At 68.6% G+C, this 12,154-nt stretch carries 16 protein-coding genes; 2 read left to right on the top strand and 14 right to left on the bottom strand.

The genetic code is table 11. From position 1 onward, the window contains the following. Window positions 1-76: 76 nt before the first annotated feature. From AC1DJ5_RS07685 to AC1DJ5_RS07640, 10 genes are all read right to left on the bottom strand, one after another. Window positions 77-1,522: a S41 family peptidase gene (locus AC1DJ5_RS07685; RefSeq protein WP_477020200.1), complete on the bottom strand. Its 1,446-nt coding sequence runs from the start codon at window positions 1,520-1,522 to the stop codon at window positions 77-79. 146 nt (window positions 1,523-1,668) lie between these two features. Continuing rightward, the gene (locus tag AC1DJ5_RS07680) at window positions 1,669-2,763 is read right to left on the bottom strand and encodes a murein hydrolase activator EnvC family protein (protein ID WP_477020199.1); all 1,095 of its coding nucleotides are present in this window, start codon (window positions 2,761-2,763) and stop codon (window positions 1,669-1,671) included. Further along, window positions 2,763-3,227, bottom strand: coding sequence for a 23S rRNA (pseudouridine(1915)-N(3))-methyltransferase RlmH (gene rlmH / locus AC1DJ5_RS07675; RefSeq protein WP_477020198.1), 465 nt, complete (start codon window positions 3,225-3,227; stop codon window positions 2,763-2,765). The genes AC1DJ5_RS07680 and rlmH overlap by 1 nt, the downstream gene beginning before the upstream one ends. A gap of 21 nt (window positions 3,228-3,248) precedes the next feature. Then, window positions 3,249-3,683, bottom strand: coding sequence for a ribosome silencing factor (gene rsfS / locus AC1DJ5_RS07670; RefSeq protein WP_441454612.1), 435 nt, complete (start codon window positions 3,681-3,683; stop codon window positions 3,249-3,251). Between the two features lie 227 nt (window positions 3,684-3,910). Continuing rightward, entirely contained in the window at window positions 3,911-4,333 is a 423-nt protein-coding gene (locus AC1DJ5_RS07665) for an SgcJ/EcaC family oxidoreductase (protein WP_477020197.1), read from the bottom strand. Window positions 4,334-4,429: 96 nt separating this feature from the next. Continuing rightward, entirely contained in the window at window positions 4,430-5,092 is a 663-nt protein-coding gene (locus AC1DJ5_RS07660; protein ID WP_477020196.1) for a nicotinate-nucleotide adenylyltransferase, read from the bottom strand. An 81-nt stretch (window positions 5,093-5,173) separates the two neighbouring features. Beyond that, window positions 5,174-5,791 (bottom strand): DUF6655 family protein, encoded by a 618-nt coding sequence (locus AC1DJ5_RS07655; RefSeq protein WP_477020195.1) that lies wholly within the window; start codon window positions 5,789-5,791, stop codon window positions 5,174-5,176. A gap of 1 nt (window position 5,792) precedes the next feature. Beyond that, complete coding sequence (locus AC1DJ5_RS07650) at window positions 5,793-6,233, bottom strand: VOC family protein (protein ID WP_477020194.1); 441 nt, start codon at window positions 6,231-6,233, stop codon at window positions 5,793-5,795. Window positions 6,234-6,236: 3 nt separating this feature from the next. Next, window positions 6,237-6,473, bottom strand: a complete 237-nt coding sequence (locus AC1DJ5_RS07645) for a zinc-finger domain-containing protein (protein ID WP_441454617.1) — start codon at window positions 6,471-6,473, stop codon at window positions 6,237-6,239. Between the two features lie 55 nt (window positions 6,474-6,528). Next, a complete protein-coding gene (locus AC1DJ5_RS07640; protein ID WP_477020193.1) occupies window positions 6,529-6,825 on the bottom strand; it encodes a hypothetical protein in 297 nt (98 codons plus the stop codon). 186 nt (window positions 6,826-7,011) lie between these two features. Here AC1DJ5_RS07640 and AC1DJ5_RS07635 point away from each other — a divergent pair, with 186 nt between their 5' ends. Next, window positions 7,012-7,986, top strand: coding sequence for an ABC transporter ATP-binding protein (locus tag AC1DJ5_RS07635; RefSeq protein WP_477020192.1), 975 nt, complete (start codon window positions 7,012-7,014; stop codon window positions 7,984-7,986). Between the two features lie 224 nt (window positions 7,987-8,210). Here the strand turns inward: AC1DJ5_RS07635 and AC1DJ5_RS07630 are convergent, their stop codons facing one another. Beyond that, window positions 8,211-8,630, bottom strand: coding sequence for a Tat pathway signal protein (locus AC1DJ5_RS07630; protein ID WP_477020191.1), 420 nt, complete (start codon window positions 8,628-8,630; stop codon window positions 8,211-8,213). A gap of 76 nt (window positions 8,631-8,706) precedes the next feature. Between AC1DJ5_RS07630 and AC1DJ5_RS07625 the strand changes: the two genes are divergently transcribed. Next, window positions 8,707-9,186 (top strand): RNA pyrophosphohydrolase, encoded by a 480-nt coding sequence (locus tag AC1DJ5_RS07625; RefSeq protein ID WP_441454621.1) that lies wholly within the window; start codon window positions 8,707-8,709, stop codon window positions 9,184-9,186. Window positions 9,187-9,396: 210 nt separating this feature from the next. Here the strand turns inward: AC1DJ5_RS07625 and AC1DJ5_RS07620 are convergent, their stop codons facing one another. The 3 genes from AC1DJ5_RS07620 to AC1DJ5_RS07610 are packed head-to-tail and all read right to left on the bottom strand — an operon-like array spanning window position 9,397 to window position 12,124. Next, entirely contained in the window at window positions 9,397-9,666 is a 270-nt protein-coding gene (locus AC1DJ5_RS07620) for an ATP synthase F1 subunit epsilon (RefSeq protein ID WP_441454622.1), read from the bottom strand. Between the two features lie 3 nt (window positions 9,667-9,669). Beyond that, window positions 9,670-11,208 (bottom strand): F0F1 ATP synthase subunit beta, encoded by a 1,539-nt coding sequence (atpD, locus tag AC1DJ5_RS07615; protein ID WP_441454623.1) that lies wholly within the window; start codon window positions 11,206-11,208, stop codon window positions 9,670-9,672. Window positions 11,209-11,245: 37 nt separating this feature from the next. Beyond that, the gene (locus AC1DJ5_RS07610) at window positions 11,246-12,124 is read right to left on the bottom strand and encodes a F0F1 ATP synthase subunit gamma (protein ID WP_441454624.1); all 879 of its coding nucleotides are present in this window, start codon (window positions 12,122-12,124) and stop codon (window positions 11,246-11,248) included. Window positions 12,125-12,154: the final 30 nt, after the last annotated feature.

The following is a 12,154-nucleotide window of genomic DNA, read 5'->3' as shown; positions in this document are numbered from 1 at the left end:
GCGGTTCCCCTCACCCTCACTTATCCCCAGCGCCGGTTAAGAAACCCTAACGCGCCGTTCACCACGTCCGGAAGGATCAGTCCTTCTTCGGCGCGTTGCCCGGCGTGATTTCCGGCCCGCGCGTCGGACGGTCGGAGGACGCGTCCGGCGTCACCGTCACTTTCGGCGCCTCGGCCTCCGCCGTCTCAATGAGCTTCGAACCCGGCGCGGTGACCACGACGTTGTCCGGCGCGGCGGCCAGCCTGGTCAGGTCGCCGCCCGCGCGCAGCACGTCCAGGGCGCGTTGCAGCTGATAGTCCTTGGTCTTGTCGAAGTCCTTGCCCGGCGCCTCGTGCGGGGTGTGCGGCCCCTTGCGCTCGGCGCCGATGGAGGCGTCCAGCGCCGTGGCGTAGGCGGCCTCGGAATAGATGAAGCTGGAGCGCGAGACGATGCGCGCCTCGGCCTCGGTGCGCGCCACCTCCAGGTCCGGCTCGATGCCGATCTTCTGGATCGAGCGGCCCGACGGCGTGTAGTAGCGCGCCGTGGTGATCGACAGGGCGCCGTCCTGGCCGCCGCGCAGCGGGATGACGGTCTGCACCGACCCCTTGCCGAAGCTGGTCAGGCCGACGACCGTGGCCCGTTCCTGATCCTTCAGCGCGCCGGCCACGATTTCCGAGGCCGAGGCCGAGCCGTAGTTGATCAGGACCACGACCGGCAGGCCGCCGGTCAGGTCGCCTGGCTTGGCGGCGTAGCGTTCAATGTCCGTCGGCTTGCGGCCGCGCTGGCTGACGATCTCGCCGCGCTCCAGGAAGGTGTCGGACACGTCGATGGCGGCGGTCAGCAAGCCCCCGCCGTTGTTGCGCAGGTCCAGGACATAGCCCTTGATGCCGGGCTTTTCGCGCTTGAGTCGGTTGATGGTTTCAGTCAGTTCGCGGCCGGTGTTCTCGTTGAAGGTCGAGATGCGCAGGTAGCCGAAGTCGCCTTCCAGTCGCCCGGTGACGGACTCGACCTTGATGACCTCGCGGGTCAGGACCACTTCGCGCGGCTCCTCGCCGTCGCGCAGGAAGGTGACGGTGACGCTGGTGCCGATCGCGCCGCGCAGCTTCTCGGACACTTCGGACACGGTCAGGCCGGCGGCGTTCTGGCCGTCGATGGCGCTGATGACGTCGCCCGCCTGAACGCCGGCGCGGCCCGCCGGGCTTTCGTCCATCGGCGAGATGACCTTCACCAGACCACCCTCGGCGGTGATGGTCAGGCCGACGCCGGAATACTCGCCCGTCGTCCGCTCGCGCAGGTCGCCGTAGGATTTCGGCGGCAGATAGTTGGAATGCGGGTCCAGCGCCGTCATCATCCCCGACAGCGCCGCCTCGATCAGCTTCTTGTTGTCGACCGGAACGACGTAGGCCTGTTCGACGATGCCCAGTACGTCGCCGAACATCTGAAGCATCCGGAAGGTCTCGTTGCGCGGGGTCTGGCTGGCGACAGCCGCCGCCGATCCGCCCAGGGCCAGGGCGGCGCAACCGATGAGAAGCAGTTTACGCATTCGGTGTCTTTCCATCGGACCCGCGCGGGCTCCGGTCGTCCAGGGAGGCGCAGGCGCTCAAGCGCCAGCGTCAGATATGACGATACAATCAGCGTCCGCGCGGATTTGAAAGGACTTTCGCGCGACGACGGCCCCTATTGGAGCCGCTATTGCAGCCAGGGCGCGGGGTCGATGGGGCGCTCGTCGCGGCGCAGTTCGAAATAGGCCTCGCCGTCCTCGCCGGTCCGGCCCAGAGCCTGGCCGTCGCCGACCCTCTGCCCGGTCGTGACTGACAGCTGATCCAGCCCCGCCACGACGACCCGCCAGCCGGGGCCGAGGTCCAGGATGACCACCTCGCCCCACTCCTTCAGCGGCCCGGCGTAGGCGACGCGGGCGGGGGCCGGGGCGGCGATGACCTCGTGGCTGGAGCGCCAGCGCCAGCCGCTGGAGCCGCCGCCGAAGCGCTGCGACGGCGCGCCCTGCACCGGCGAAGTCAGACGGCTGCGACCGGCGGGCAGGCGGGCGGCGGGGGCCTCGACCACGGCGTCGGCGATGACCGGCGTCTGGCCGCCCAGGTCGCGGATGCGCGCCTCCAGCACGCGGGTGGCGCGCTCGGCGCGGGCGGCCTCGGCCCGCAGCACAGCGCGCAAGGCGACCTTGCGCGCCGACAGGCTTTCGATCTCGGCGCGGCGATCCCCCTGGGCGCTCTCGACGGTGAACAGGCGTTCGCTCGACAAGGCGGCCAGGCGGCGGATGCGCATCACCTCGGCCTGACGCTCGACCAGGGTCCTGGCCCGCGCCTGCAGTTCGGGCGTCATGGCCCGGATCAGAATGGAGGCGCGCACCGTGTCCACCGCCTTGTCCGCCGGGATCAGCAGCGGCGGCGGCGGCTTGCGGCTCATCATCTGCAGGGCCGACAACAGGCGTCCCTGACTGGCCCGTTCGCGGGAAAGAGAGGCGACCAGGGCCGCCTCGCGGTCGCCCAGCTCCTTCAGCCGGGCGCGCTGAGATTCCATCTGCACGTCGTCCTCGGCCTCGGCCCGGCGCAGGGCGGCCAATTGGCGATCCAGATCGACGACCTCGTCGCCGGCGGCCGCGGCCTCGGACCGCAGGCGGCGGGCGCGCGCGGTCTCGTCGCGATACTCGGCCTGAAGCCGGGTCAGTTCAGGATTGGGGGCCGGCGCGCGCTGGCTGGACGCCGGCCCGGCCAGCATCAGCGCCAGCCCCGACGACAGCAGAAGAAGAGAAAGGCCGCGCCGCATCAGTCGCGGTGATAGGGCGAGCCGGACAGGATGGTCACGGCGCGATAGAGCTGTTCCGCCAGCATGGCGCGGGCCAGGGCGTGGGGCCAGGTCTGCGGCCCGAAGGCCAGGGTGGAACGCGCGGCGCGGCGCACGCTTTCGTCCAGACCGTCGGCCCCGCCGATGGCGAAGACCAGCCGCCGCTCGCCCTGATCGCGCAGCGCCGCGATGTGGTCGGCGAAGGCGCGCGAGGCATAGGTCTTGCCCCGCTCGTCGCAGGCGATCAGGTGCGCGCCCTCGGCGGCGGCCAGGATCAGCTCGGCCTGGGGGGCCTTGCCCGATTTACGGGGTTCGAGATCCAGAAGCTCCAGCGGACCCAGCCCCAGCGGACGGCCCGCCAGGGTCGCCCGCCGGGCGTAGTCGTCGGCCAGGGCGGCCTCGGGACCGCGGCCCGGCTTGCCGATGGCCGCGATCGCCAGCTTCATGGGGTCAGCTCAGTTCGAGGATCAGGCCGCGCCGGCGCCGCCGCGGTGGGCGCTGTCGATGGCCCAGATCTTCTCGATATTGTAGAAGGTGCGCACTTCGGGGCGGAACAGGTGGACGATCACGTCGCCCGCATCCAGCAGCACCCAGTCGCAGTGCGGCAGGCCCTCGACCTTGACCTTGCCCAGGCCCATCTCCTTGAACATGCGCAGCAGGTGATCGGCCAGAGCGCCGACGTGGCGGTTCGACCGACCCGAAGCCACGATCATGGCGTCGGACATCGGGCTTTTGCCGCGCAGGTCGATCAGGACCATGTCGAGCGCCTTGTCGTCGTCGAGCTTGGCGATGATGGCGCGTTCCAGATCGGTCAGGCCGACTGGAAGCGGGGCTTGATCACCGGTACTGGGACCGCCTTCTGCCTGACCGTCTTCGGAATGGACGGAATCGATCGGGTCCATTTCATGGGCCGCGTTGGAAACGGCGGCGTTTTGCGCATCGTGCGCGGACGAGGGGGTCAGCGGAGGGCTCCGAGGAGATTACTAAAGCGGCAACCTAGCACGTTCCGGCCGAAAGGTCACCCATCGCTCGCATAGAGGCAGCCCCCGGCGGACGCTTCCCGCAAAGGAAGCGTTCCTTGCGGCTCTATCGAACGCCTCCCCCGGCTCGGGCTCAGAGGTTCGGCGGTTCAGGAGCGGAGGATCGCCGCCCCGGTCATCGGATGGGTCAGCGTCACATTCTGCGCCGCCTGGATGCGCCATTCGTCCTCGCGACGCGTCGCCACGGCGAGGATCAGGGTATCGACCTGATGCGGCCCGGCGGGATGCGCCGCGCCGGCGCTGAGCCGCGTCCAGAAATGCAGGATGGCCGTATCGCCGGAGATCGGATCGACATCGGGCGCGTCGATCGCCAGCGTTGAATCGCGATAGATCGACGTGTGGATGCCGACGTGGCCGGCGACGATCTGATCGACCCCGCGCCAATAGGTCCCGAACCGGTTCACGAAGGTCGCGTCGGGATGGAACAGCCGACCGAAGGCCTCCATGTCGTGCGTGTTCCACGCGTCCTGGAAGCGCCTGGTGATGTCCGCCGGCCCGGTGGTCTGGCTCATGACGCCCTCTCTCCGCAGCGCCCCCGTGGAAGCGCCGCCGTTCGGCGAAATAGATGCTCGTTGATCTCAGCCGTCAATCGCCGACCGGCCGACTGCTCAGCGAGCGTCGCCGGCCGCCCGGATCGCCGTGGAGGAGCGCGGGTTCAGCGGCGCCGTCAGATAGGTCCAGGCCGGGGCCTGCAAGCTAGGCAGCAGGCCGGCCTGGGCCGCCGGAATGCGGCAGCGGGCGAAGCGCGAGGCGGCCGGCGCGGTGCGGCTGTCCAGCTGGCTGCCGGGGCGCGCGACCACGGCGACGGGCATCAGCCGCATGATGTCGGTCCAGCCGCGCCAGCGATGGAAGCTGGCCAGATTGTCCGACCCCATCAGCCAGACGAATTTCACCCCCGGATAGCGGGCGGTCAGCGCCCGCACCGTATCGACGGTCCAGCGGGTGCCGATGCGGGTCTCGAAATCCGAGACGATCATGGAGGGGCCGACCGTGGCGGCGGCGGCGCGGGCCGAGGCCATGCGCTCCGCCAGCGGCGCGGTCTCGTGGCTCGATTTCAGCGGGTTCTGCGGCGACACCAGCCAGACCACCCGGTCCAGGCCCATACGCCGCATCGCCGTCTCGGCCACATGGGCGTGGCCGTCGTGGGCCGGATTGAAGGAGCCGCCGAACAGGCCGACCTTCATGCCCGGATGCAGGTCCAGCCCGTCGCGCAGGGCGCCGGGTCGAGGGCCGAAGCCTTTCGGCGCGGGACCGGCGTGAAAGAAGGACAAGGGCGGCTCTTTATAGCGGCGGCGGACTTATGCTCACCCGTGCCCTAACATGGCCTCGCGGCCCTGTCTCGTTCGGGAGATCTAGAACTCTTTCCAGCTCGAGCCCGGATCGCGCTCGCCCGGCTGGGCCAGTTGCTGACCCCAGGTCACGACCATGAAGGCCTTATGGCTGCGGATCTTGTACTGACCGATCATCGGCGTGACCGCGCCCAGCGGCATCCCGCTGCGGCCGTCGTAGAGGAAGCCCGAAAACTCGGCCACGCCCATGCGGTCGCGGTTGGAATAGATCGACAGTTCGGGGATGGAGACGACGTTCAGCGTCTCGTTGATCGGCACCCGCATGTCGGGGATGCCGAACACCCGGCGCATCTGCTCCAGCGACAGGGCGCCGGCGCGGACCTCGAAGATGGCGTCGGCGCTGTCGCGGTCGCGGCTGATGGCATAGCCCGCGTCCGAAAGGGCGGCGCGGATGGCGCTCAGCGCATAGCGGGCGTTCTCGGCCTGGAAATAGGTCTCGTCGACAAAGACGCGCGCGCCCTGGGGGATCGGCAGGGTCAGCCCCTCGACCGCGCGGTCGGCCGCGCGGTTGACCAGCAGCATGTCGGTGGCCGTCCGGGCCGGATTGGTCTCGGTCACCGAGGCGCAGCCGCTCAGGACCAGGATCGCCGCAGCGAGGGCGACAAGACGTGCGCTCGTCAAATCACCAGGCTCCGACGTTCGCCATGGAGGCCCAGGGCTCGGCCGGGGCCAGACGCTCGCCGGCCTGCAGCAGCTCGATCGAGATGCCGTCGGGCGAGCGGACGAAGGCCATGTGGCCGTCGCGCGGCGGGCGGTTGATCACCACACCCCCGTCCATCAGGCGCTGACAGGCGGCGTAGATGTCGTCGACCGCGAAGGCCAGGTGGCCGAAATTGCGCCCGCCCTGATAGTCCTCGGCATCCCAGTTCCAGGTCAGCTCGACCTCAGGGGACTTCTCGGTCTCGGCGCGGGCCGTGTCCTGAGGGGCCGCCAGATAGATCAGGCTGAACCGCCCGGCCTCGCTGTCCATCCGGCGTGTCTGCACCAGACCCAGCAGGTCGCGGTAGAAATGCAGCGACGCCTCCAGGTCCTTCACGCGGACCATGGTGTGCAGATAGCGCATCGCTCAGTGGGCCTCGGGCGGGCGGGCCGCCGGGTCGAGGTATTCGTTCTCGGGGTGCGCGTGCGCCGACAGGACGAAGCGGCGGTCGCAATAGCCGCACTCGACGAAGTCGTCCTCGCCCATCTCCAGATAGACCAGCGGGTGGCCGAGAACGCCGCCGCCGTCGCAGGCGACGCGCTTGGACGAGACCACGATCTCTTCGGGCGGGGGGAGGATGGCGTCGGTATGGCGGGGGGGCATGGGTCCGGTCCGTCTGGAAGGCTCGCGCCGTTCCTAGAAGGACCGGACCCCGAGGTCAAACCTGCGAGGCCGGTTGGGCCGGGCGGCGAAACAGCCTGTCGAGCATGGCCTTGCGCTTCTTGAACAGGGTCAGGCCCAGGCAGCCGGCGCCGACCCACAGGCCGATCTCGCCGATCAGGGCCGAGACCGCCGCGAACAGGGCGGCGTAGGTCATGTCCAGATAGTCGAGCTTGCCCGCCAAAAGAGCCAGACCCATGCCGGCGTAGCCGAGGGCGCAGACGCTCATGGCGGCGAAACCGATCAGGCGGGTGCGAGTCAGGGGCTTCTTGGTCGGGGCTTGCAGGGCGGTCATGAGCGCTTCTCCATCAAGGCAGGTTGTCTTTATGACAAGGAACCTAGACACACGAGGAGCGCGCGTCAAGCATCATTTACACAAAGACGCGCAACCTTGTCGCCGAACCGCGCAACAGCGCCTTGGCGAACGGCCCCGCGCGCCCTACCTATGCCGCACGCTTCCGCCGTCCGAGTGAACGCCCGCATGACCGACACCCCTGCCCTGCCCGTCAACGCCATCGAGGTGCGGGGCCTGAAGAAGACCTATGCGGGCAACAAGAAGTCGCCGCCCAAGACCGCCCTGCGCGGCGTCGATCTGACCGTGCCGCGCGGCTCGATGTTCGGGCTTCTGGGCCCCAACGGCGCCGGCAAGTCGACCCTGATCAACATCATCGCCGGGGTGGTGAACAAGTCCGAGGGCAGCGTCCGCATCTGGGACCGCGACATCGACCACGAGGCGCGCGACGCCCGCGCCGCCCTCGGCGTGGTGCCGCAGGAGATCGTCGCCGACGTCTTTTTCACCCCGCGCGAGGCGCTGGAGGTCCAGGCCGGCTTCTATGGCGTGCCCGCCAACGAGCGGCGCTCGGATGAACTGCTGGCCGCGCTGGGCCTGTCGGACAAGGCCAACGCCTATGTCCGCGCCCTGTCCGGCGGGATGAAGCGCCGCCTGATGGTGGCCAAGGCCCTGGTGCACAATCCGCCGGTGCTGATCCTGGACGAGCCGACGGCGGGCGTGGACGTCGAGCTGCGCCGCCAGCTGTGGGACTATGTCCGCCGCATCAACGAAGAAGGCGTCACCGTCATCCTGACCACCCACTATCTCGAGGAGGCGCAGGAGCTCTGCGACACCATCGCCATCATCAACCGGGGCGAGGTCGTGGCCTGCGAGCCGACGCGCGAGCTGCTGAAACGGCTGGACACCCGCAACGTCGTCGTCACACCCGAGACGCCGCAGGAGGTTCCGCCCGCGCTGAAGGGGTTCCAGGTCGCGCCGCGTCCGCACGGGGCCTTCGTCGTCACCTATCGCACCGGGGAATCCAGCGTCGAACAGGTGCTGATGGCCGTCCGCGCGGCGGGCGTGACCATCAAGGACATCGCCACCGAGGACCCCAGCCTGGAAGACGTCTTCCTGGCCCTGACCTACGGCGACGCCAGCCGGCCCAGCCCGACGCAGGACTGATCGTCTTCGTCACCTCGGAAGCGGCGCAGCCGCTACCCGGGACCGCCGGAAACGCCCCTCCCTTTCGTCATCCTCCGGCGAAGCGCAGCGGAGACCGGGGGACCCGGCGGCGCCCGTAGAGCGAAAACCCCGCCGCCGCGCTTGCCGTAAAGATCGCCTTCGGCGCCGCTGGGTCCCCCGGTCGCGCCGCTACGCGGCTTGCCGGAGGATGACGGAGAGTGGGATCAAACCACCATCACCGTGCCGAGCAGCAGCTTGGCCCCCGGTTTGCCCAGCACCCGGTCGGTCGCCGCCTGCAGCGCGCGGCTCAGCCACTCCACGTCCGGCGGGGCGCCGGGCAGCAGGCGCTCGCCCGCCAGTCGAATCACTTCGTTATAGGCGGCGCTGAGACGCGGCCTCGACTGGTCGGCGCGGGTCCGCAGCGCGGCGTCGGCCACATCGACCCCGACCTCGACCGTCATCACCCCGCGTCGCCCGTCGCGGCGCAGGATGGTGGCGGTGGCCGTGGGCAGGGGGATGTAGGCGCTGGCAGGCGCGCCGCCGCCTTCGCCCTTGCCTTCGCTATTGTCCGAGGCGTCGGCGGCCTCGGCGGCGGCGAGTGCGGAACCCAGGGCGGCGAGGCCGATCAGTGCGCGACGATCCATGCCCCACCCTGCCCTGCCGCCGCTTAAGGCGCGGTTACGGCTGGCGGGCCGCACCGCCCCGGCGTAATCGGGACGGATGAGCCAGACCGATCTTTCCGCCTATCGCCCCAATGTCGGGGTGGTGCTGTTCAACGCCGCCGGACAGGTCTGGCTGGGCCGCCGCGCCAGGACGCCCGAACCGTGGAACTGGCAGTTCCCGCAGGGCGGCGTCGATGAAGGCGAAGACCTGGAGGCCGCCGCACTGCGCGAACTGCAGGAGGAGACCGGGGTCCGCTCGGTCGAACTGCTGGGCCGCACCGGGGGCTGGATCGTCTACGACTTCCCCGAGGGCATGGGCGGGCCCAAGTCGTGGCAGGGCTTCAAGGGCCAAAAGCAGGTCTGGTTCGCCTTCCGCTTCACCGGCGAGGACAACGAATTCGATCTGGCCGCCCACGGCGAGCCCGAGTTCGACGCCTGGCGCTGGGGCGCGCTGGAGGAGGCGCCCGACCTGATCGTGCCGTTCAAGCGCGAGGTCTATGAGCAGGTGGTGGCGGCGTTCGAGGGACTGCCGAAGTAACGCACCACCCATCCGCTCATCCCGGCGGACGCCGGGATCCAGTGAGAGCCACGCACACGACCGGGCCAGATCCCCGTAACTTCCAACGCCGAATTTGAAGCAAGGACTGGATCCCGGCGTCCGCCGGGATGAGCGGTCTTGTGGTTTGCGCCACGAAAAAGGCCCCCCGCCGAAGCGGGAGGCCCTGATCGTTTCAGCGTCGCAAAGGGCTTAGCCCTCGACGATTTCCGAGGCTTCCTCGGCCAGGATGCTGAGGCCCTGGGCGTTGACGTCGGCGAAACCGCCCTTGACCGCGAACTGACGACGCGCAGCGCCTTCATAGACGGTCACGACGCCCTCACGCAGGGTGGTCATGAAGGGCGCGTGGCCCGGCAGGACGCCGAAGTCGCCCTCGACGCCCGGCGCATCGACCTGATCGACCGAGCCCGCGAAGATTTCGCGTTCCGGGGCGACGAGGGAGAAGTTCAGCTTGCCCGCCATGGATCAGACTTCCGCAGCCATCTTGGCGGCTTTTTCGACGACTTCTTCGATGGCGCCGACCATGTAGAAGGCGGCTTCCGGAAGGTGGTCGTACTCGCCGTCGCAGATGGCCTTGAACGAACGGATGGTGTCTTTCAGCTCGACGAACTTGCCCGGCGAGTTGGTGAACTGCTCAGCCACGAAGAAGGGCTGCGACAGGAAGCGCTGGATCTTGCGAGCGCGCGACACGACCAGTTTGTCGTCTTCCGACAGTTCGTCCATGCCCAGGATGGCGATGATGTCCTTCAGCGCCTTGTACTGCTGCAGGGTTTCCTGAACGCGACGGGCGACGCGGTAGTGTTCCTCGCCGATGACCAGCGGGTCCATGATGCGCGAGGTCGAGTCCAACGGGTCCACGGCCGGGAAGATGGCCTGGGCCGCGATGTCGCGGTTCAGAACGGTCGTCGCGTCCAAGTGGGCGAACGAGGCGGCGGGCGCGGGGTCGGTCAAGTCATCGGCCGGGACGTAGATGGCCTGGACCGAGGTGATCGAGCCCTTCTTGGTCGAGGTGATGCGCTCTTGCAGGTTGCCCATCTCGGTGGCCAGCGTCGGCTGATAGCCCACGGCCGAGGGGATGCGGCCCAGCAGAGCCGACACTTCCGAACCGGCTTGCGTGAAGCGGAAGATGTTGTCGACGAACAGCAGCACGTCCTTGCCTTCTTCGTCGCGGAAGTACTCGGCGATCGACAGGCCGGTCAGGGCGACGCGGGCGCGGGCGCCGGGGGGCTCGTTCATCTGGCCGTAAACCAGGGCGCACTTGGAGCCTTCGGTCGAGCCGTTGTTCTTGGCCGGGTCCACGTTCACGTTGGACTCGATCATCTCGTGATACAGGTCGTTGCCTTCGCGGGTGCGCTCACCCACGCCGGCCAGAACCGAGTAACCGCCGTAAGCCTTGGCGATGTTGTTGATCAGTTCCTGCATGGTCACGGTCTTGCCGACGCCGGCGCCGCCGAACAGGCCGGTCTTGCCGCCCTTGGTGTAGGGGCAGATCAGGTCGATGACCTTGATGCCCGTGACCAGGATTTCCGACGAGGTCGACTGCTCTTCGAAGGTCGGAGCCTCGCGGTGGATCGAGCGGTATTCCGTGGTCTGGATCGGACCGGCTTCGTCGATCGGCTGGCCGACGACGTTCATGATGCGGCCGAGGGTGCCCGGGCCGACCGGCGCCATGATCGACTTGCCGGTGTCCACGACGGCTTGACCGCGGGTCAGGCCCTCGGTGGTGTCCATCGAGATGGCGCGGACCATGTTCTCGCCGAGGTGCTGAGCGACCTCGAGGACCAGGGTGAAGGGCTCGCCCGTCTTCTGGTCGACGTTCTGGGTTTCCAGCGCGTTCAGGATCGCCGGCAGGGCGCCGGTGAACTCAACGTCGACGACGGCGCCGATGACCTGGGCGATCTTGCCCGTGCCAGCAGCTTGGCCAGCGACAGCGGCGGCTGCGGCCTTCTTGGGAGCAGCCGGCTTCTTGGCTGCGGTTTTCTTCGGGGCGGTGGCGTCGGTCATGGGGTGCGTCCGGTTCGGATTGTCTGGTCGGTCGGGATCAGAGCGCTTCAGCGCCGGCGATGATCTCGATCAGCTCGGTTGTGATCTGGGCCTGGCGTTTGCGGTTGTACTGGAGCGTCAGGCTGTTGATGAGGTCGCCCGCATTGCGCGTGGCGTTGTCCATCGCGGCCATTTGCGCGCCGAAGAAACCGGCCTGGTTTTCGTAGAGGGCGGCCAGGATCTGCGTCGTCAGGTTGCGCGGCAGCAGGGTCTCGAGGATTTCCTCTTCCGAGGGCTCATACTCATAGACCGCGCCGTTCAGGTCGATCGGCTCAGCGTCGCCGGCGACAACCGCCGGGATCAGCTGGTTCGCGGTCGGGACCTGCGAGATCACCGACTGGAACTTGCTGTAGAACAGGGTGACGACGTCAGCCTGTCCGCCTTCGAAGCTTTCGGCGATCAGTTCGGCGATCGGCTGCGCAGCAGCGAGACCCAGGACCTTGTGCTCGCTCAGCTCGAAGGTCTTCACGACCTTGTCGCCGAACAGGCGCGTCAGGGGATCACGCGACTTCTTGCCCACGGCGATGACGCGGACGTCCTTGCCGTTGGCGATCAGGCTGTTGATCCGGTCGCGCGCGGCGCGGACGACGTTGGACGAGAAGCCCCCCGCCAGACCCTTGTCCGCCGTGGCGACCACGATCAGGTGACGCTGATCGGCGCCCGTGCCCGCCAGCAGTTTCGGGGCGCTGTCGCCCGAGACGCCGGCGGCCAGATTGGCGATGACCGAGGCCATCCGCGTCGCATAGGGGCGGGCGTTCTCCGCCTGCTCCTGGGCGCGCTTCAGCTTGGCCGCGGCGACCATCTGCATGGCCTTCGTGATCTTCTGCGTCGCTTTGACGCTTCCGATCCGATTGCGCATTTCCTTGAGGCTGGCCATCCGGCGCTACTCTCGCTCTCTGGTCAGTTC

It is taken from the genome of Brevundimonas sp. 01N35 (genome assembly GCF_056399785.1).
The sequence above is the reverse complement of the archived record's forward strand: the minus strand, read 5'-3'. Positions and strand labels throughout refer to the sequence as shown.